The sequence below is a fragment of the Microbulbifer mixtoriginis (SeqCode) genome, from assembly GCF_052467945.1.
In genome coordinates this window covers 189848-210318 of sequence record NZ_CP174328.1, presented here as the reverse complement: position 1 = coordinate 210318, position 20471 = coordinate 189848, and the positions used below count along the sequence as shown (strand labels likewise).

The window sequence follows — 20471 nt, the reverse complement described above, 5'->3', positions numbered from 1 at the left end:
GGGAAAAAATGCTCAGTGGTACCGAGCGGAACATCATCAGGGGCAGAAGTTTACCCCTAATGAAAGGCAACAAGGCTTGCTCAGCGGTTGTCACGACGTGCCATAAACGCCAGGCGTTCGAGCATATGCACATCTTGCTCATTTTTCAGCAAGGCGCCATACAGTGGAGGAATGGCACTGCTGTTATCGCGATTCTTGAGTACTTCTTCCGGAATATCATCGGCCATCAACAACTTCAACCAATCAATCAGCTCTGAGGTGGAAGGCTTCTTCTTTAAACCCGGTACTTCGCGCAACTGGAAGAAAATATCCATCGCTTCTGCGACCAGTTGTCCTTTAATTTCCGGGTAATGGACATCGACAATTTTGCGCATGGTATCGCGGTCGGGAAAGCTGATGTAATGAAAGAAGCAGCGGCGCAGGAAGGCATCCGGCAGTTCTTTTTCATTATTCGAAGTAATAATGACAATGGGGCGGTGCTTGGCCTTGATAGTTTCTCCGGTTTCGTAAACGAAGAATTCCATGCGATCCAGCTCCACCAACAAGTCGTTGGGGAATTCGATATCCGCTTTGTCAATCTCATCGATCAGCAGTACCACACGCTCTTCCGCAGCAAAGGATTCCCACAGCTTGCCGCGCTTGATGTAATTGGCAATATTGTGAACCTTATCCACCCCCAACTGGGAGTCGCGCAGGCGGGATACCGCATCGTACTCGTAAAGTCCCTGCTGGGCCTTAGTGGTAGATTTGATATGCCATTGGATCAATTTCATTCCAAGGCTCTCGGCAACCTGTTCCGCGAGCAGTGTTTTGCCGGTGCCCGGTTCGCCTTTGATCAACAAAGGGCGCTGTAAGGTGACGGCTGCGTTCACCGCCATCTGCAGGTCTTCGGTAGCTACATAGCTATCGGTACCGGTAAATTTCATGCTTACTCCAATCCTGTCATCACGCTATCTTCAGATCCAGCGAATGATAATTGAACAGCGGGGCGGGTGGCGAGGCGGGAACGATCAAATTGGATGACCAGCCCGAGTAGAGACTAAATGAAGGGGGTTATCGACTATGGCTCAAGCCATCTGAGTGCTACGGCGGTGTACTACTTGGCGCCCCTTACCGGTGATATACCAGCGAATCCCCAGGTGACTGTGGATTTTGCCCACCATTTCTAATACAAGCAGGCTGTTAAGGGCACGGGCAATAGAATTGGTCTCCATACCACTATCTTGCACCATGCCACTTAGGGAGCGGAATACACACTCACCGTCATTTAGCAGATTGAGTACCTGCAGGGCATTGTCGTCCAGCTTGCGAATTTGGTTGAAATCCAGCACCGGTCCCTGCTCCAGATCCCCTTCTATCTCATGTTCCAGCAAAGGCATCATTTCCAATTGCATAGTGCGCAGTTCCTGCTCCATATTTTCCACTCGAGCACGGGCGATACTGGCATCGCGCAGCTGGCGACGCGCAGCATTAAACACGAACATGCGGGAAGCTATAGCGGCAAGCAGACAATAACCGGTAAAAATCAAAAGCCGCGAAGGGTCGCCTTGGATTTCGATCAATAAATCGCTTTGGGTAAACTTCAGGAAGATTGGCACCATTAAGGCACCACATAATCCCATAATCAGGCAGCGAGCAAGGCCGGCGGGATCCTCCTCCGTAAACAGCATTTGATAATAGTTCACCAGCCCACCGAGAATGCCCGATACCAGCATTACTGCAGTGAGAATCAGCAGGTGGTCGAGCATCAGGGTTCCTCAGCCATCTGGCAACCTGCGCCATAACTATGGGCGAAAATCTACGCCAAGGGCAATTTATAAACTTTATCTGTCGTGAGTCTGGCTTACCAATAAGTAACCCACTCTACTGGGATATTCAGAAATGCAATCCATGATTTCCCAATAGGGGCTTGTTTATTGGTCTTTATCAGTACGCCGGCTCGTCTGGCCTCACGCCAAGTGCGTAAGCAGCCTAATAGATATAGCAGCTGTCACCATCCACAGAGAGGCTAGAGAAAGGAAGGAACGCCTTTGATAAGCAAGGGGAGAAAAGTAAGTGGGCCCAGTTGCGATGAGCCCTGTGATAAGGGAAGATCTGGATGAAAAATCCCGTTACTGTTCCTTGAAGTATGGGTCTTCGTCGAAACGACGGCGGCGACTGCGGCGAAACTTAGATAATAGTGAAACCAGTCCCCACACAATCATCACCGCTAAAGCACCACCTGCAGCAAATACCAAATTTGCTGTCACTTCCGGTGCTGCCCCATTTTCTTCAAATAATACCTGGTAGAGATACAGGGGTAGCACGGGCATGGCTACTGACTCGGCCACCGGTATTTTTACCGGCAGCAGTAGTACACCAGCCAAGACCAATAACAAGGTGCGGCGCAGCCAGCTCCAGCGCCAATTGCGCATAAACCACCAGCCGGCAGCTAGTAAAACCAGTGTCGAGCCGGTATATACCAACCAGGCAAGTTGAAAATCTTCAGACATTTTTTATTTACTCTATGTTTCCCGCCCAGTTCAGGAACGAGTGACTATGCCTCACTAGCTCAACCGGCTTCCACCCAGGTGACGATGTGCTCCTCCATATCATCCGGGTGAACCAGCTCCTCACTGATGACACTGCCGCGCACAGACATACCCGCTTTGTGTACAGACTGGCTATCTCCACTCACAAGCGGATGCCACTCCGGCAACGGGTGCCCTTCGGCCAAGCGACGGTAGGCACAGGTGCTCGGAAGCCAGGTGTATTGGTCTATATCCTCTACCCGCAACTGCACACATCCAGGCACCAATTCTTTTCGCCTTGAATACTGGCTACAGCGACAGGAATCTGTATCCAGCAAACGGCAGGCGACATTGGTGTTGTAAAGCTCACCAGTTTCCTCATCTTCCAGGCTGTGCAGGCAGCAGCGTCCACAACCATCACACAGAGCTTCCCATTCAGGTTCACTCATTTGCGCTAGAGTTTTACGTCGCCAAAAAGGCAATTGTGCCATTAATCTAACTCAGCGCTGCAGTTTGCTGTTTTTCAATGCGATCTCACGCATTTCAGAATCGGCCACCGGCGGCATCTGCAAATAGTAACCTTGCACACGTACCTCTTGCAGGACTTTGTCGGCATTTGCACGCGCCAGTTTGCGCTCTGGAGTCATTAGCATGGTAGTGACGTGCTGGGGGCTGCCAAACAACTCCAATAAATTTTTAGGTACTCGCGCAGTCCCCTCACGCTTATCGACGTACAAATACATTTCTTCTTTTTTGGGACTGCGATAAATATCACACAAGACTTTCACTTCATTTCCTCTTTGCGTAAATGTCGCAGAGCTTTAAGCAGGGGCCAACCAACCACTTCGGCGCGCCAACCACAGAGGCGCCCCTGCAACTGGGGGTCGCGAGCAAGGACCAGGGCTTCCAACTCTTTTTTGCGAATTAGGATTTCTGCAGGCAGCTTTTCACGCTCTGCAATACTCGCGACCTCTTTACGCAGTAACTTCAGTAACTCCCCCTGTTGTCGGTTGAGCGGCTGCGGTAAACGCGTCGGCAAATCGCTGCGCTCCAGGGCGCGAGAAATCAACTGCAACAACCTATCACCGTGTTCTCGCAGGGCACGGCCCTCGAGACCAGCCTGGCTCAAGGCGCCTTTATGCCGCGGCAACTGCTGGGCCATGGTCATACAGAGATTCTCCTTGAGCAGGTGGTTGCGCGGCATATTTCGGGTTCGCGCCTCACATTCCCGCCAAGTACAAAGGTCCTGTAACACGGCCAAATGTTTACCGCGCAGGCGCCAGGCACCTTTCACTTTCTGGTAATAGAACTCAGGGGGTTGCGGGCTTCGCGCAGTTGCCACCAAAGTTGCGCAGTCTTCTACTAGCCAAGTTTCCCGCTGCTGCTCCTGCAACCGCTTTAGCAAGGCACCATAGAGAACCGGTAGCCAAGCCACATCGAGTGCGGCGTAGGTTTTCTGGGCATCACTGAGAGGGCGCTGCAACCAATCCGAGCGGGTCTCGCTCTTCGGCAGTTCAATACTCAATAGCTCGCGCACGGTAGCGGCGTAACCGAGGCCTGCCCCCATACCACTAATCGCCGCGGCGATCTGAGTATCAAAAATGGGCTCGGGGATCACCCCCAGCAGACGCTCCAGAGTCTCCAAATCCTCGCTGCAGCTGTGCATGATTTTTGTAACAGCCGTATCCAGCAGCAGATCACGCAAAGGTTGCAGGTCTTCAATGGCGAGATTATCGATGAGGTAGCAGTGCCTGCCATCCCCAACCTGTACTAGGGCCGGCTGAGGATAAAAGGTGCGACTGCGCATAAACTCGGTATCCAGAGCCACAGCGCGCTGCTGTCGCCACTGTGCGCACAAAGCCGCCAACTGCTCGCAGGAGTCCACCCAGCGTGGAGTAGTATCTATTTCAACCATCGGTATTACTCTGCTGGGGGGAAGAAGGCGGTGCGACTATTGAAGGCGTGCGCCAGGGTACCGCCGTCGATATATTCCAGCTCACCGCCGATGGGAACGCCATGGGCGATACGACTGACAGTCACTCCCTGCGCTTTGGCGCGCTCGGCGATGTACTGGGCTGTCGCCTCCCCCTCTACTGTGGGATTGGTGGCGACAATCAACTCCTGTAATGGCTCACTGGCCAACCTGCGCTCCAGTAGGTCCATACCAAGATCCGCGGGGCCGATACCGTCAATCGGAGACAGGTGACCGTGCAGCACAAAATAGCGGCCATGGTAGTTACCAGCCTGCTCAATCGCCAGCACGTCGGCGGGAGTTTCAACAACACAGAGAGAGGTTTGTTCGCGTCGGCTGTTGTTGCACAGAGTACATACGGCTTCTTCGGTCAATGTACGGCACTGCTGACAACGTCCGACCTTCTCCACAGCCTGCGCCAGGCTGCGCGCCAGTAATTCTGCAGCGTCGCGATCCTTTTCCAACAAGTACATCGCCATGCGCTGGGCCGACTTGGGGCCCACACTGGGCAGGCAACGCAGCGCGCGAATCAACTCTTCGATTAAGGGACTAAACATATAAGGCTAAACAACCGGGCTCTGCCCCTTAAAATGGAAACTTGAAGCCTTCCGGCAGATTCATGCCAGAAGCGAGGTTGCCCACCTGCTGCTTTTGTAACTCCTGGGCCTTCTCCTCAGCTCGGCGCACAGCATCGTTCACTGCCGCGGCCAAAAGATCTTCCAACATCTCTTTGTCTTCGGACAGCAGGGAAGGGTCGATTTCCACAGAGATAACATCGTGCCGGCCATTCATGGTGACCTTAACCATACCCGCGCCGGATTCACCGCACACCCGTAGCTCATTTAACTCCTGCTGTACCTTCTGCATTTTTTCCTGCATGTCGGCCTGCATTTTCTGGGCCTGTTGCATCAGATCGCCCAAACCTTTCATAGATAACCTCTATCTCTATTATGTGTGAGCCCGGTTAGACGCCGGGTAACCAAAAACTCTATCAATTCGCCTTCGCCAGGGATTCAACAGTATCTGACACTAACTCAGCGCCCAGCTCGGACTGAAGTTCCTGAACCAGGGGGTCTGAGGTAAGGGCATCCCGCGCTGCTGCTAGGCGCGCATCGCGAGTCGCCGCAGCCAAACGTGCCGGCGTACTGCCTTGTACCTGCCCCACCTGAATCTGTGCAATAACCGGCTGCTGGAAAAAGTCTCCCAGTAAGTCCCCCAGGCGCCGCTGATGCACCTCGTCATAAAGACTGCTAAAAGATTCGTCCAGGGTAAAGGAAAGTATATTGTCCTGGCGCCCCACTAGCTCCAGATGCTGCGCGATCGAGTGCAATATGCCGCTGATGCCCAACTGCTTATAGAGTGCCGGCCAGCTACCTGATGTAAGGGCATCAAAGCGTGCCGGCGGCGCTTCAGCAACCTGAGCAACCGCTTCCGTTCTCGTGGGGGCCTGGTTTTCTAGCGCAGGGGGGGAGGCCTCGACTTCCGCTACGCGTTGGCGAAGTTCAGCTAGAACCCCCTCCCGCGAGCCAGAGGGCTGCGCGCTGGGTACCTCTAGTGGCCGCTCAACTATTGCAGTCTGGGCACCCAGTACTAACTCGCTGGCTTGTTCTGCATGGTATGGAGGCTGCTGGGGCGCGGGTTCTTCAAGTTTAGGAAGCATATCCCCTCTTGCCGGCACCGAGTTCTGAACCGGGCTTTCATTCTGCGCAGCCGCTATCGCTTCGGCATGAGGCCCTGGAGTTGGCACAGCCTCGGCACTCTCAGAGTGCTGAGGCACCACAACTTCAGACTTTTTTTCGGCGGCATTCTCCTGCTCGATAGGCGCCTGTTCTCTAGGAGCCGTCTGAGTTTGTGCACTAGCAGTTGTTTCAGGCAGTTCTGCCCTTGGAATTGTCGCTACGCCCTGCGGACGGAACGCCAGCATGCGCAACAGCGCCATTTCAAAGCCACTACGGGGATCTGGGGCCAGGGGCAGGTCACGGCGAGCGTGCAGGGTCATTTGATAGTAGAGCTGTATATTCTCTGGGGCTATACGACTGGCAAGCTGTCGTAGCCGCTCACCATCGCCCAGGGCGTTATCTATCGACTGGGGCAAAATCTGGGCGACCGCCAGACGATGTAAGTTATCGGAGAGCTCTGCCAGGGTGGCGCCAAAGTCTGGAGCCTGTTGAGCCAGCTCAGCGACAGTAGCAAACAACGTCGCCGCATCTTCTTCTGCCAAGGCATGTAACAGTTTCCACACCAAGCCGGTATCGATGCTACCGAGCATGCCACGCACTTCGGCTTCGCTGATTTTGCCACCGCCAAAAGCGATAGCCTGGTCGGTGAGACTCATACCATCGCGCATACTGCCGTCTGCCGCGCGGCCTAGCTGCCAAAGGGCGCCCTCTTCAAAAGGCACCTGTTCCTCCCCCAGTACAAAGCGCAGATGCTCGACAATCCGCTCGGGGCTCATATTCTTAAGCTTGAACTGCAAGCAGCGGGACAACACAGTTACTGGCAGCTTCTGTGGGTCTGTGGTAGCGAGCAGGAATTTTACATGGGGCGGCGGCTCCTCCAGGGTCTTCAGCAGGGCATTGAAGGAACTGTTCGAGAGCATATGCACTTCGTCGATCAAATAGACCTTGTAGCGACCCCTGGTCGGAGCATACTGGACATTTTCCAGCAGCTCCCGGGTATCCTCCACCTTAGTGCGGGATGCCGCATCCACCTCAATCAGATCGACAAAACGGCCATCGGCTATCTCATTGCAGGCATTGCAATGTCCGCAGGGCTCTGAGCTGACACCCTCCTCACAGTTCAGGCATTTGGCCAGAATGCGGGCAATTGTGGTCTTTCCCACTCCCCGAGTACCGGCAAACAGGTAGGCGTGGTGCAGCCGGCCGTTATCCAAGGCATTGATAAGTGCCTGAAGCACGTGCTCCTGTCCCACCATCTCCTTAAAAAGACGCGGGCGCCATTTACGTGCCAGTACTTGATAGCTCATCCAGTCTCCGGTGCTCGGCACACCTCTGCCAACTTATATCTCAGCGCCTTTGGCGCGGGCGCCATTATACCGGCATAGACGACGAGGCATAGCGAATAGCAGGCTATCATCCCAAGAGATCGTTTCGCGCCACTCGTAGCCCAAGCCAACCTTGTGATATAACTGCGCCAGCTCGCACTAAGAACAAACAATTCACAACGATAAAGCGAGCCTGGGACGGGGAAAGCAATACGCAATGAATAAAGCCAGGAAGACACTTCTGGAGAGGCTATTTGCCGAGCACGGCCAAGCCTTGGTGCGCTTTGTCGCACGTATTGTCAAAAGCCCAGACGATGCCGAGGATATTGCTCAGCATGCCTACCTGCGCCTACAAAAACTCAGCGATGAAAAGGAGTTGGAAAACCCTCGCGCCTATCTCTACCAAATCGCAAACAATCTGGCTGTTGACCAACTACGTCGAGGCAAGCTGCATGTGGAGTACCTCAACCAGCAAGTCTCATTAGAGGGGGAGACTCACGGTAACGACCATACCGATCACCAGTCCCCAGAACGGGTTCTCGCTGCACGCCAACAGTTACAGTCCATCTATGAGGCAATGGATAAACTGCCACTGAAGTGCCGACAAGCCTTTCTGCTACATAGAACTCGCGGACTCTCTTATAGCGAAATCGCCCATGAAATGAACATCTCAGTGAGCAGTGTGGAGAAATATATTCTACAGGCACTAAAGGCCTGCCGGCGCAAAGTGGATTCCTCCCCGTAAACCCGAAGCTTCCATTCAGCCTCCTCACTAATTTTTGTTGAGGGGGGCACCTTCTCAGCCGTCTCAGTGTGCATGAGTGGAGCTTAAATCCTGACAAAACCTAAAAAGTGAGGCACTTTCAGAATTATTTGCTGCTACATGAGGCAGTTGCGTTGCGATTATTCTGTAGGAAGATCTTTACCTTCACCGGCATCGCAAAAGTCGGGCAGTTTTGAGTAAGATGCACTGAATTTTGAGACCAAAGTCCCACTCTTAAAGCGTTATTTAACCCTTAACTACCAGAGCAAATATGAACAGCAACCCCCAAAGTCAAACAAGCAATGAGAGCCTGGACCAGGCCTGTGCTTGGGTTGCTCGCTTACGCTCAGAGGCCATGAGTAGCGCGGAAAAGCATGAATTCGAAGCCTGGCTGTCAGCTTCTGAAGCTCATCGCCAGGCTTTCGATGAGGTGGTCGAGCTCTGGGGCGACCTGGGTGCCCTCGCCCATATGCCAATCGATCAACTGTTCCCTGAGAGTGTACCCAGCCCCCACACCCAAAATGGAAAAACTCAAGAAAAGAAAAGAGTACAACCTATTCATTGGGGACTACCGCAATGGTTCATCGGTGGCGGACTCGCCACCTGTGGTGTATTCCTCGCTGTCTGGGTTGGCCTGCAATGGCTAGGAAACAGCAAGACTGATCAACAAATTTATATCACCCAGCTAGGTGAGATTCGCACCATCAGCCTGCCTGATGGGTCCGAAGTAAAGCTGAACTCTAATAGTGAATTTCGCGTCAGCTTTAGCCGCAAGGAAAGACAAACGCAACTCCTTCGTGGAGAGGCCTTTTTTGACGTCGCTCGCCAAACTGCCCGCCCTTTCACCGTTGCCGCAGGCAGTGCAAGTATCCGTGTACTGGGAACCGAATTTAATGTAGAGCTGAACCCAAAGAATACCCGAGTATCGGTCACCGAAGGTAAAGTCTCTGTCAGTGAAACAGAGAAAACACCAGGCCTAACCCCCGACTCCGTTACGCTAATCAAGAACCAAAAGGTCAGCGTATCTGACCAAGGCCTCACCCAAGTCCAGCGCACCTCACCGGAAGAGGCGACAGATTGGACTCGCGGTATCCTGGTATTTGAAAGAACTCCCCTCAAAGAGGCCTTGCAAGAGCTAAACCGCTACTTAGCCACCCCTGTTGTCGCTGCACCACAAATCGAGGGGCGCCTAGTATCTGGTACTTTTGCCATATCCGACCCAGATAACACACTCGAAGCCATTACCACGGCCCTGGACCTTCAGCAGGACCGCAGCAACAACAACCTGACTATCTTGTCTCCCAAGCACAACTAGGTTATAACCGTCTCAAACGGCGGTCGTTTATTAAGCAAATAACCAACTCCCCGCCCACAAACACAATAGATACACCCGCTCAGTTAAATTCAAACTGCTGGGCGCAATAAAAATGGGCAATTTCTTGACGGTAAAGCACTGGGTTACAGCTTTTTTAGCACTCATGCTGTCGGCAAATAGTGCGGCCGATGCACTGTGCCCAAAGCCCAGAATCGAGCTTCCAGCGAGCTCTCTGCCAGAGGCCCTCATTTCTTTGGGAAGGCAGTGCCAAGTCTCTATTCTGGTACCAACCTCCTCAGCTTCGTTATATCAACTACCTAAGCAGACACTGAGTACAGGGCAAAACCCATTTGAAGCAACAATTGAACAACTACTAGAAGGCCTTCCATTTTCCTATCACCGTATAGGCCCGACCTCCTTCGCGGTGACTCCAAAAAAGGAGTCACCGCCTCGATCGGAACAGCAATCCAGCAAAGCACCTGAAGAAATCACAGTTACCGGCCAAAGCCTTACCGGCAGCCATTTGCGCCATTATCAGCTAGACGGCTATGCTCCTATCGACAGACTAACCCGGGAGCAGCTTGAACTTACCGGAGCGCAAACTGTTGCCGATGTACTCAAGTTTCTCCCAGCCATTTCGGGAAATTCCACCAGTACCTCAGTCAGCCAACAGGATGACGGAACAGCCACCGTTTCTCTCCGCTACCTTCCTGCCAGTAACACATTGGTCCTGATCAACGGTCGCCGCATAATTGGGGATGGATATAACGGAGAGGCCACTGACCTCAACACAATTCCTTTATCTTTAGTTGAGCGTGTAGAGATCCTAAAAGACGGGGCTTCTGCAGTTTATGGATCGGATGCCATTGCTGGAGTGATCAATATTATCCTCCGCAAGGACTTCGAGGGCCTATCTCTAGATAGCTACTATGGGCAATCAGGAGCTGGCGATCGCGAAACCGAATCCCACCATTTAACCTGGGGGAGACACGGCGAGCGGGGTCACATCATGCTCAACCTGGCACAATACACCCAAGGCTCAATAATGAGCCGCGACCGCAACTTATCTGAGTCTGCAGACAGCCGAAATTTTGGTGGCACAGATAAACGCTCATCAGCCACCCCCGAAGGATTTATCGCGCTTGATAACGGTGCCACTCTGACCAGCCAAACCTCCAATAATTATCGGGACTGGTCCCTAGAGGATCGCTACAACTATAACGACTACACCTCTGCCGTCACTCCACTCAAAAGTAACTCCGCTTACCTATCTGCTAATTTTGACCTTTCAGACAACCTCCTTTTATTTGCAGAGGCAATGGGGCTACACACATCTGCAGAGTCGACCAAAGCGCCCTCCCCAGTCTTCACACGCTTCGATAACGGTGATTTGACAATAGCAGCAGATAACATTTACAACCCCTTCAACCAAACAATTACAGATGTTAGGAAGCGCATTACGGAGCTAGGTCCACGCATTCAAAAAAACCGCACAGCTACCTGGAGACTGAATACAGGAATCAAAGGGGTCTACAACCAGTGGCACTGGGAACTGAATACCTCCCTGCAAAGGGCAAAAAAATCTGAAAAGCTCAGCAACCTTATTAACCCCCTAGCGCTCTCTCAAGGCTTGAAGGGGCCTACCAGCTGCAATTCGAGTAACGCCTGCACCCCTATCAATCTCCTCGGCCCCAGCGGCAGCATCCCTCAGGAACAGCTGGAGTTTATTCGAGGAACAAGCACTACCAACAGCCGCACGAGAATGGAATCTCTCACCTTTATCTCAGACGGATCCCTAGGGGAAACCAGAGCCGGAGAAATTTTAGCGGCAGCAGGGTTTGAGATTAGACATGAAACCCTGACCAGCGACTCAAATGACCTAAACGGCCTTTCCTATATTGGTGGGCACTCCCCAGGAGCGACTCGAGGCTCACGAACCATAAAAGAAACTTTCGCCGAGGTCTCAATCCCAATTCAGGAAGAAAAACTCTGGCTCGATGGGGCTGTCCGCTTGTCCAGCTACAGCGACTTTGGCAATACTTACAATCCCAAGCTCGCTATACGCTGGCAGGTTTTGGAAGACCTAAATCTACGGGTCAGCTATGCCAGCGGTTTCAGGGCCCCCACTCTTACTGATATGTATCAAAAGGGCTATCAAAGTCAGGAGTTTATCTTTGACCCCTGTACCAGTAAGAGCGCAAGCACTTTAACTGGCTGCCCAGGGCAATCAGACAGCGCACGAATTCAGTATCTTACCGAGTTTGGAGGCAACCCCAACCTCACGCCTGAAACTTCAAAAACCCTTACAGCTAGCCTTGCCTGGACACCAGAACATATAGAAGGGTTAAGCTCTGCAGTCGAATTTTTTAACATTCAACAGGAAGATGTCATTGGCAGTAACCCTCAGTTCCTGGTTGAGCAAAATGCCTATGCTGGGCTATTCAGCGATAGAGTATTGAGAGACGAGCAAGGTGAAATCACCAAAATTCTCGCAACAAGAATCAATCAAGGTCGCAGAACCATCCGTGGTTACGATGTTGCGCTTCGCTACGATCTACCCGAGGATGAGCATGGGCAGTTCAAGCTGGCTATGAACATAAGCCATATGCTGGACTACCTCAACCAGGGAGCCGCAGGACTGCCTGAAGAAGAACTGTCAGGCACTTTTGTAGACATCACAACTGGCGGGGCAGGCTCACTGCCAGAATTTAAAGCCAATGCGGGGGTTTATTGGAGCAGCAACCGATGGAAAGCTGGCTACACCGTACATTTCGTCGGTCGCACCAAGGAAACCTACGCTCTGAACGATAGAATCGTCACCAACGATATAGGCAGCTGGTTTAGCCATGATGCACAACTCTCCTTCAACCCCTCTAGCAGATTTCGATTCTCAATAGGAGTCAACAACCTGCTTAACACCCCACCTCCTCTTGCTGTAACGGCGACAGAAAATAACTTTGACCACCGCACTTACGACCTGACTGGACGGTACTGGTATAGCAGTTTCTCATTCAGTTTATAAGCTAACAAGTCAAGCCTACATACAAAAAAATCGCTCTCCTCCTAACTGTCCATATCTCCCCCCCTAAAAAACTGCACTTAAAGACCTCCATCTAGCTTCAACATCCCCCCATAAATACGGACTCCCTCTCTCGCTGAAGTCAATTGAAAACGCCCGTACAACCTGGCAAAACTGACATTGCGAATTATTGGAAAAAAAATGTGATTTTTATGGAGGGGTTCTTGATGCCAACCGTCTTTGAATATGTTGGGAGAGAAGCGGCTACTTGGGGGTACCCGTTTCTAACGATCGCCATTCATGGCAAAAGACTATAAATCCAACGATCAAGAGAGGATTGACAATGAAAAAGAACCTCCTATCCGCAGCCGTAAAAGGGGCACTGGGCCTCACCGTGGCAGCGATCATGGTTCCGACTATGCCTGCTTTCGCCCAAGAAGACGCGGAAATGGTAGAAGAAGTAATCGTAACAGGCTCGCGCATTAAGCGTGCTGACCTGGATAGCTCCAGCCCGGTTACTGTACTTACTGCAGAAGATATGCAGGCTACCGGCATTACTGACGTTGGCGACCTGCTACAACGCTTGCCCGCCATGTCTGGCTCCCCAATTGGTACTACCACTAACAACGGCGGTAGTGGTGCAGTAAACGTTGACCTGAGAGGCCTGGGCGTAGTTCGCACTTTAACCTTGGTTAATGGCAAGCGCACCGTTGATGGTGGTGACTACCAAACCATCCCTGCGGCGATGATCGAGCGTGTTGAAATCCTCAAAGATGGTGCATCTGCAGCCTATGGCGCTGACGCCGTTGCCGGTGTTGTCAACATTATCACCAAAAAGGACTTTGAAGGGGTTCAACTCGACATTCAGTCCTCTGACTCATTTGAAGCTGATGCTGGTGGTCAGCAGTCCTTTAGCTTCCTTGCCGGCAAGTCATTTGATGGCGGCAACGTTGTCTTCGGGGCTGAGTACGTTAAGCAGAAAGAAATTTACCAGTCAGATGTACCCTGGGATTACTTCCAGAATTCATACTACATTCTGGATGGTGACGAGTTTGAGGCAAATGGGGCAACCAGTGGCTTCCCCCTTGGCTCCTCCCGTATCCCTGAAGGTCGCCTGCAGCGAGGCAATTTGACTCAGAGATTCTTTGACCTCAATGGGGATGGTACCGCTAATACAGCTCGATTAGTGGATCACGCAGGAAATATTAATTACATAACTAACGATGATGGCGATCTTGTTGCAAACAGCAAGTTTGTAGCCTCCCAAGGTAATCCTACCTTTAATCATGCCGACGTATTTATGAATGCGGGCAATGGCGTCGTTGAATTTGACGGCCGTACCTATAATTATGCCCCGGTAAACTATATTCAGACTCCTTATGAGCGAGTGAATATCTTTACTGAAGCTAACTTCGATCTTACAGATAACGTCAAGTTCTACTCTGAGTTCCGCGCAAATCTACGCACTTCAGCACAACAGCTTGCTCCTCAACCTTACGCTTCAGGCGGCGACCCAGGCTACAATGGCTTCTATACTCTAGTTGACCCTCTCACCGGAAACCCTCTTCGCGAAGTGAATGTTGGTACCGATGACGATCCAAACTGGGTTTACACTGACGACCAAAGCGCCGGCCGTGAGGTTGAAGCCTCATCCTATATCGGTATCTCTGAGGATAACTTTTACAATCCTTTTGACATGCCCATTATCGATGCTCGCCGCCGGGTAGTTGAATCCGACCGTCGCTTCGAGCAGGAAATCTCTCAATTCCAAGCCATCGCTGGCCTGACCGGCTCCATCCAAGAGTGGGACTGGGAAGTTAGCTACAACAAAGGATACCGCCAACGATCAGATCAGGATTTCGGTCAGTTTTATGGGCCTAATCTATCTAAAGCAATGGGTCCTTCCGCCGACCTTGACGGAGATGGGACTCCAGAGTGCTATACAGATATTAACAACCCACAAACTCTGATTGAGGGCTGTGTACCAATCGACTTGTTTGGTGGCGCTGGCTCACTCACTGACGAGATGCTGGCGTATGTGGGCACTGTAGTCGTCGACAAGACCACTACCGAGCAAGATCAATTCATGGCCTCAATTACTGGCGATTTGTTCGAACTGCCAGCAGGTACCTTGGGCTCCGCATTTGGTTATGAGTATCGTCGCGAACATTACGCCTACCAGCCAGATTCAGCGAAAGTAGCTGATGAAGTAACAGGTAATACTGGGGCCGGAACTGAAGGTGGTTACAATGTTAACTCCTTGTTTGCAGAATTCTTTGCCCCTCTGTACGACAATGGTACTCAGTCTCTCGACATGACCTTAGGGGTTCGCTGGGATGACTACAGCACCTTCGGCGCTAACACTGTTTATCAAGTTGGCCTGGAAGCTCAGATTATCGATGGTCTAAAATTCCGAGCCACTCAGGGTGAAGTATTCCGTGCTCCAAGTATCATAGAACTCTACCGCGGAGTAACCGACTCCTTCCCCTCATATGATGACCCTTGTAACTCTGCCAATGTTGGTAAGTCTCCCGGCTGTGCCCAAACCGCACCTCAGACTGACACTCAAGTACTGGCGCGTGTAGGTGGCAACGAGAACCTCGATCCAGAAACTGGTGATACATTTACCGTTGGTTTTGTATGGACGCCTGAACTCCCCTACGGTGATATGTCTCTTACCCTGGATTACTGGCAGACCGAACTCGACGACATGATCGATAATCTTGGCGCTCAGTTCATTCTGGATGATTGCTATCAGAACGGAAACTCCGATGCTTGCTCATTGATTGTCCGCAATAATGATTACAGCATTGCATACCTTGAAGATACCTACCTCAATGTGGCCTCTCTGACTGCAAAGGGTGTAGATACTGAGATTCGCTACGGCTTCGATACAGACTTTGGCCGCTTCGAAACCTCTTTACTGTGGGTTCGCCAGCTGGAAAACAGCCGTGTGGCCTTTGCTGGAGCAGATACCGAAGACTACGTTGGTACAATGAACTCCGATTCAGAGACCTACGCAGAAGACAAAGCTAACTATGCCGTAAACTGGTACTGGAATGACCTTTCAGTCTCTTATCTAGGTGAATACATCAGCGGTATTAAAGCGGATGCTTCATACTCTGATTACACCCAGAAAATTGACTACCAGCTGTATCACGACTTAGCGGCTTCGTATAACTTCTCCCAAACTAATACACGCGTTTCTTTCGGTATCACTAACCTGACCAACGAAGAACCTCCGTATATTGATGCAGGCTTCAACGCAAGCACTGACCCCTCCGTCTACCGCTTGTTCGGCCGTTCCTACTATCTGCGCCTCTCTCAGGAATTCTAATTTCCTGATAACTGTGTACAGTTAGTACTAAGCCCCCGAGGCTTAGATGAAAAGCCCCGCTTTTGCGGGGCTTTTTTTTTCCACATGTACCAGTTAGCCACTCAACTAGTAAACTGCTGCATCACCACTCATCTAGATGAAAGCCCCCTCCCTAAACCCACTAACTGAACAAAACATAACTTAGCTAGCCACCTGCCAACCTCAATTAACAATGTAATGTACTTACACAAACATGATTTACATCTGGCTGGTCAAGATTAATCTTAAAAAAATTAATTTATTAGCGATAAGCCAGGGAGAGCAACGAACTTACAAAAAACAACCACAAAGCGATATATCGAGCCTAACAAGATCAAAATTCAGCCAAAATGATCAGTGGCTGATGCTGTCAATTCATGCTAAATCGGACTAGTAAGCTGTCACAATAGTTCCATATTGCAGGATTTTCATTTAAAGTCATATTTGACAGGTTATCTTAATTAAAACTTATAGCCATAAAAGCACCTTAAGTATAAAAAGGTTCCACTATGATCAAGACCAAACTGAGCGTTGCCATTGCAGCACTGGGCACCATCGCCAGCTCTGGCGTTTTCGCCCAGGAATCTATTCCCGGACCAGAGGTTGAGGAAGTAGTTGTTACTGGTTCCCGCATTGCTCGTGACCCACTATCCACTACCGGCCCCATTACCCTGGTTGACTCTGAAGCTATCCAGCGCTCTGGTGTAGGCACCATTGATGAGCTGCTCAACCAGCTGCCATCCATGGGAACAACAGGTATCAATGCCAACGACAACAACGGTGGTGCTGGTCTGTCATTTGTGGACCTGCGTAACCTGGGTTCTGCCCGTACCCTAGTGCTGGTTAATGGTCGCCGTTTCGTATCTTCTAGCTCTGGTGTCGCTTCTGCCGTAGATATGAACAATATCCCGGTTGATATGATCGACCGCATCGAAGTTCTTACCGACGGAGCCTCCGCTGTATACGGCTCTGATGCGGTTGCCGGTGTAATCAACGTTGTTCTAAAAGATTCTTTCGACGGTGTTCGCATTAACGCCCGTGCAGGTGCCACTGAAGCCGGCGGCGGTGAGAATGGTGAGCTGTCTATTACCTTCGGTAAAGAATTCGATCGCGGGCAATTTATCGGTAACATTACCCATAGCAAACGCGATGAAATCACATTTAAAGACCGTGACTGGGCTGGATTAGAAAGCTCCATGTCACCAACCGGCAACATCTATACCGACTATGGTAAATTTGGTGTAGATAGTGATGGGAAGACATTAGGGGCCTTCTCCTACTATGATATCGGCCAGTACATGTGGCTATCCGGAGCCATGGAACGCACCAGTTTTACTGGCAGCGGTACCTTCTCCATTACAGATGCAATTGAATTTTATGGTGAGGGTTCCTATACCAGCAAGACTACCAATCAGCAGCTGGCAGCCCAGCCCATGTACAATAGCAATGGGCTAAAAATAACTTCTGATAACTTACCTGCCGAAGTTCAGGCCCAACTTGCTGATGCTTGGCAGGAAGCTGAGGACGCCTATCAAATTGAATTGGCCGCCTATAACGCCGCGCTTGCTGAGTGGAAGTCTCAGGGCAGCCCGAAAGATCTGGAGCCTAGTGAACCGGAGGCATCTCATGGTGACTCTTGGCAAGCAGGACTAACCGATGTTCGCTTGCGTCCGGTTGCAGGTGGCACCCGAGACTCTGAACAGCAGACAGAAACCTATCGTATTCTTGGCGGCCTTCGCGGCGACCTAGCTAATGGCTGGGGGTGGGATACTTTCGTGAGCTACGGCAAGAACGAAGGGGAGAATACTGTTGGTAACTCCATCAATAAAACGCTGATGCAGCAGATCCTTGATGGCACGAGCGGTATTGCTGAAGAAAATATTCAGCTCCTCGGTGGAATGAGTGATGAAGTCATCGATTACATCAGCTACACCGACCGTGAAGATAATGAATATGAAATGCTCAATTTTGGCGCCAGCTTAACTGGTGATATTGAAGCAATTCAATTTCAAGGTGGTGCTTTAGGTTTTGCTAGTGGCATTGAATACCGTAAAGAATCTGGTGAGTTCAATCCAAGTGCTGAAACCCAAAGTGGCGCGACCTACAGCAATCAGCAGGATGCTACTTCTGGCGACTTTGCAGTTACCGAGGTATTTGCTGAGTTCAACCTGCCGATCTTATCTGGTGCTAAGTACGCAGACGAATTATCTGTTGATGCAGCTGTGCGTTACTCTGACTACGATACTTTTGGTGGTCAAGCAACCTACAAGTTAGGCGCAGTTTATGCACCAACTGAAAATCTGCGCTTCCGTTCCAGCTTGTCCACGGCCTTCCGTGCACCGGGCATTTATGAACTTTATAGCGGCACCGCACAAAGCTACGAAACTCTAATTGACCCCTGTGACACCAGTAAAAGCAACACTAAGGGACAAGGAGACCACTGCGGCGATCTCAGTTCCAGCTTCCTACAGGCAGGTAACCAGATCGCTACCAATATCGGCGGAAATCAGGACCTACAGCCGGAAGAATCTACCAGCTTTACCGCAGGTGTTGTCTGGACTCCGGCCTTTACTGAAGATTTGTCCATTACTTTGGACTACTTCAATGTAGAGATCAAAGATGCAATCACCTCTACAGATCTCCAACAGCTGCTTGATGACTGCTATCGCTCAGGAATAGCCGCTGCATGTAGCGAAGATCTGGTACGACGTGATAGCACCGGTCAAATTGTCCACCTGGAAGGCTCTCTGCAGAATATTGGCGAAATCAATACCAGTGGTATAGATATCGATATCGTCCAGAACTTCCACTACGATACTGGCAAGCTGGCTTTGCGTGCTCAAGCAACACACTTGCTTGAGTACGATGTATACGACTCCCAAACCAAACAAACTACAGATAACGTAGATTACATTGGTACAACTGGTGATGCATACACCAAGTGGCGTGGCCTTGCCAGTGCAACCTGGTATGCCGATAACTGGGACTTCGGTGCTGACGTTCAGTATATTGGCGACGGCCACAGCCCTTATCTGGACATGCCTTCTCACACCTACCTGAACCTGAAGGCCGGCTGGGATGTGAACGAGGCTATGCGTTTGACTGCCGGTATTGATAACGTAACTGACCGTGAGCCAGCCACTACTTCTGGTAGCAACTGGAACGCCACTTACGACTATCAGGGCCGCTATGCCTGGGCTGGTGTTACTTACCAGTTCTAATTAGCGAATCTCGCAAGTCAATAAATAAGAAAGGGGCCAATCTGGCCCCTTTCTTTATTTAGCATTGAATTTTAGTACGCCCTTGTACTTAACACTTAATTACAAGTAACAAAAACCCTCACTCACTCTGCATTATCAGATGCAATTTTCGCTGATAGGCGTTGACTGTTGAGGGACTAGTCACCAACGAGAAGGCCTCTTCAAAGCTCTCCCTTGATGCCGCCATTTCCCCAAGCTGATATCTGGCCAACCCGAGCAGAAAGTGGAAGCGATGATCACCCTCATAATGCGATACAGCTCTGCGCAAGCGGCGTTCGGCCCGCTTGAAGTCCCCCTGCTCATAGGCCTCCCGTGCCTGGTAGAAGAGATAATAGGGATTACGTCCCCGGTGGTAGCGGGCACGCTTGGCGTATTCATCGGCAAGTGCTTGCTGGCCGTTGTATCGGTAGAGACGCTCCAGATTGCTGATTGCAACGAGGTTGCTGCTTTTTAAATGTAAGGCTTGCTGGTAACTTTGCTGCGCCTCGGTTAGAAAACCGAAGTGGCTGTACAAGGCTCCCAAGTTGGCCCATAAATCACTCCTTTGTGGACGCAGCTCCAGAGCCTTGCGCAGATATAAAAAGGCTTGCTCTCTCTCCCCTTCACGCATCAACTCAACTCCGCGATTACTGTAGAAGAGAGCAAAAGCCGTCGTATCATCCAGGATGTGCTGATCGTAAGCAGGGTCATAAACGGCAAGGTTGAAATCGACTACACGACGACCGCGGGAGCTTTCCGATACCATATTCACATGTCTGTAAACGACGAAGGTCTCAGCCTCATCGTGGCTCCAGACGGGAGGCACTTCTACCTGATTGAAGGAAGCCTCAGCCCCTAATTCCCTGGCCATCGCCACCATCATCAGAGTGAAGGCTAAGCAGTTACCCCGTGCCAGCCGATAGGTTTCCATGGCTGTTAAGGTAGCGCTTTCATCATACTCCACAGTGAAGTCGCGCAGCTCAAAGGCCCGTATCAGGGCTGCCAAACGACTTTGCGGGCTGGCATTTGGAGCTAACTCTTTCAAATAAGCGCGTATATCTGAGTCTAACCCCAGAAGATCTTCTTGCGGCAACTCCTCCATGGAGACCGCTCTGCCCAGCAAAGCCTCACCGCTCAAGGCATTTTCCAAGTCAATTGGCTGAATATGACCAGACGGTAGCCTCGCACATGCACTCAAGAACAGGAGCAGACTTAGTAGCAATAGGGTTTTCATTGTTATTTTCCCCTTAAAATTCCATGTTACGCAGGATTTACCACTTATCACGCTGCGATG

At 51.0% G+C, this 20471-nt stretch carries 15 protein-coding genes; 5 read left to right on the top strand and 10 right to left on the bottom strand.

Going from position 1 to position 20471, the window contains the following annotated elements; all coding sequences use genetic code 11:
• Positions 1-80 precede the first annotated feature (80 nt).
• The 9 genes from ACJJIJ_RS00925 to dnaX all read right to left on the bottom strand — a co-directional run bounded on the left by ACJJIJ_RS00925 (position 81) and on the right by dnaX (position 7468).
• On the bottom strand, positions 81-926 hold the full coding sequence (locus ACJJIJ_RS00925) for an AAA family ATPase (protein WP_252084686.1): 846 nt from the start codon (positions 924-926) through the stop codon (positions 81-83).
• 141 nt (positions 927-1067) lie between these two features.
• Entirely contained in the window at positions 1068-1748 is a 681-nt protein-coding gene (locus ACJJIJ_RS00920; protein WP_252084685.1) for a YEATS-associated helix-containing protein, read from the bottom strand.
• Positions 1749-2111: 363 nt separating this feature from the next.
• Complete coding sequence (locus ACJJIJ_RS00915; RefSeq protein WP_252084684.1) at positions 2112-2492, bottom strand: hypothetical protein; 381 nt, start codon at positions 2490-2492, stop codon at positions 2112-2114.
• A 59-nt stretch (positions 2493-2551) separates the two neighbouring features.
• On the bottom strand, positions 2552-3001 hold the full coding sequence (locus ACJJIJ_RS00910; protein ID WP_252084683.1) for a YcgN family cysteine cluster protein: 450 nt from the start codon (positions 2999-3001) through the stop codon (positions 2552-2554).
• A 9-nt stretch (positions 3002-3010) separates the two neighbouring features.
• Entirely contained in the window at positions 3011-3298 is a 288-nt protein-coding gene (locus ACJJIJ_RS00905) for a YcgL domain-containing protein (RefSeq protein WP_252084682.1), read from the bottom strand.
• On the bottom strand, positions 3295-4425 hold the full coding sequence (gene rnd / locus ACJJIJ_RS00900) for a ribonuclease D (protein WP_444888083.1): 1131 nt from the start codon (positions 4423-4425) through the stop codon (positions 3295-3297). The genes ACJJIJ_RS00905 and rnd overlap by 4 nt, the downstream gene beginning before the upstream one ends.
• A 5-nt stretch (positions 4426-4430) precedes the next feature.
• Positions 4431-5039 carry a recombination mediator RecR gene (gene recR / locus ACJJIJ_RS00895; protein WP_252084680.1) on the bottom strand — a complete coding sequence of 203 codons (609 nt, stop codon included), beginning with the start codon at positions 5037-5039 and terminating at the stop codon, positions 4431-4433.
• 28 nt (positions 5040-5067) lie between these two features.
• Positions 5068-5412: a YbaB/EbfC family nucleoid-associated protein gene (locus ACJJIJ_RS00890; RefSeq protein ID WP_152451685.1), complete on the bottom strand. Its 345-nt coding sequence runs from the start codon at positions 5410-5412 to the stop codon at positions 5068-5070.
• A gap of 61 nt (positions 5413-5473) precedes the next feature.
• A complete protein-coding gene (gene dnaX / locus ACJJIJ_RS00885) occupies positions 5474-7468 on the bottom strand; it encodes a DNA polymerase III subunit gamma/tau (protein WP_252084679.1) in 1995 nt (664 codons plus the stop codon).
• A gap of 235 nt (positions 7469-7703) precedes the next feature.
• Between dnaX and ACJJIJ_RS00880 the strand changes: the two genes are divergently transcribed.
• The 5 genes from ACJJIJ_RS00880 to ACJJIJ_RS00860 all read left to right on the top strand — a co-directional run bounded on the left by ACJJIJ_RS00880 (position 7704) and on the right by ACJJIJ_RS00860 (position 19159).
• A complete protein-coding gene (locus ACJJIJ_RS00880) occupies positions 7704-8231 on the top strand; it encodes an RNA polymerase sigma factor (protein ID WP_252084678.1) in 528 nt (175 codons plus the stop codon).
• Between the two features lie 289 nt (positions 8232-8520).
• The gene (locus tag ACJJIJ_RS00875) at positions 8521-9564 is read left to right on the top strand and encodes a FecR family protein (protein ID WP_252084677.1); all 1044 of its coding nucleotides are present in this window, start codon (positions 8521-8523) and stop codon (positions 9562-9564) included.
• Positions 9565-9676: 112 nt separating this feature from the next.
• Positions 9677-12586 carry a TonB-dependent receptor gene (locus tag ACJJIJ_RS00870; protein WP_444938400.1) on the top strand — a complete coding sequence of 970 codons (2910 nt, stop codon included), beginning with the start codon at positions 9677-9679 and terminating at the stop codon, positions 12584-12586.
• Between the two features lie 340 nt (positions 12587-12926).
• Positions 12927-15920, top strand: a complete 2994-nt coding sequence (locus ACJJIJ_RS00865; protein ID WP_444938399.1) for a TonB-dependent receptor plug domain-containing protein — start codon at positions 12927-12929, stop codon at positions 15918-15920.
• A gap of 527 nt (positions 15921-16447) precedes the next feature.
• Positions 16448-19159, top strand: a complete 2712-nt coding sequence (locus ACJJIJ_RS00860) for a TonB-dependent receptor plug domain-containing protein (RefSeq protein WP_252084674.1) — start codon at positions 16448-16450, stop codon at positions 19157-19159.
• A gap of 118 nt (positions 19160-19277) precedes the next feature.
• On the opposite strand, the gene ACJJIJ_RS00855 is transcribed toward ACJJIJ_RS00860, so the two are convergent.
• Positions 19278-20411 (bottom strand): tetratricopeptide repeat protein, encoded by a 1134-nt coding sequence (locus tag ACJJIJ_RS00855; protein WP_444938398.1) that lies wholly within the window; start codon positions 20409-20411, stop codon positions 19278-19280.
• Between the last annotated feature and the right edge of the window lie 60 nt (positions 20412-20471).

What these genes read in the sequence shown, in the direction of transcription:
- ACJJIJ_RS00925 (WP_252084686.1), bottom strand. Translation starts at nt 926, where the DNA reads ATGAAATTTACCGGTACCGATAGCTATGTAGCTACCGAAGACCTGCAG.
- ACJJIJ_RS00920 (WP_252084685.1), bottom strand. Translation starts at nt 1,748, where the DNA reads ATGCTCGACCACCTGCTGATTCTCACTGCAGTAATGCTGGTATCGGGC.
- ACJJIJ_RS00915 (WP_252084684.1), bottom strand. Translation starts at nt 2,492, where the DNA reads ATGTCTGAAGATTTTCAACTTGCCTGGTTGGTATATACCGGCTCGACA.
- ACJJIJ_RS00910 (WP_252084683.1), bottom strand. Translation starts at nt 3,001, where the DNA reads ATGGCACAATTGCCTTTTTGGCGACGTAAAACTCTAGCGCAAATGAGT.
- rnd (WP_444888083.1), bottom strand. Translation starts at nt 4,425, where the DNA reads ATGGTTGAAATAGATACTACTCCACGCTGGGTGGACTCCTGCGAGCAG.
- recR (WP_252084680.1), bottom strand. Translation starts at nt 5,039, where the DNA reads ATGTTTAGTCCCTTAATCGAAGAGTTGATTCGCGCGCTGCGTTGCCTG.
- ACJJIJ_RS00890 (WP_152451685.1), bottom strand. Translation starts at nt 5,412, where the DNA reads ATGAAAGGTTTGGGCGATCTGATGCAACAGGCCCAGAAAATGCAGGCC.
- dnaX (WP_252084679.1), bottom strand. Translation starts at nt 7,468, where the DNA reads ATGAGCTATCAAGTACTGGCACGTAAATGGCGCCCGCGTCTTTTTAAG.
- ACJJIJ_RS00880 (WP_252084678.1), top strand. Translation starts at nt 7,704, where the DNA reads ATGAATAAAGCCAGGAAGACACTTCTGGAGAGGCTATTTGCCGAGCAC.
- ACJJIJ_RS00875 (WP_252084677.1), top strand. Translation starts at nt 8,521, where the DNA reads ATGAACAGCAACCCCCAAAGTCAAACAAGCAATGAGAGCCTGGACCAG.
- ACJJIJ_RS00870 (WP_444938400.1), top strand. Translation starts at nt 9,677, where the DNA reads ATGGGCAATTTCTTGACGGTAAAGCACTGGGTTACAGCTTTTTTAGCA.
- ACJJIJ_RS00865 (WP_444938399.1), top strand. Translation starts at nt 12,927, where the DNA reads ATGAAAAAGAACCTCCTATCCGCAGCCGTAAAAGGGGCACTGGGCCTC.
- ACJJIJ_RS00860 (WP_252084674.1), top strand. Translation starts at nt 16,448, where the DNA reads ATGATCAAGACCAAACTGAGCGTTGCCATTGCAGCACTGGGCACCATC.
- ACJJIJ_RS00855 (WP_444938398.1), bottom strand. Translation starts at nt 20,411, where the DNA reads ATGAAAACCCTATTGCTACTAAGTCTGCTCCTGTTCTTGAGTGCATGT.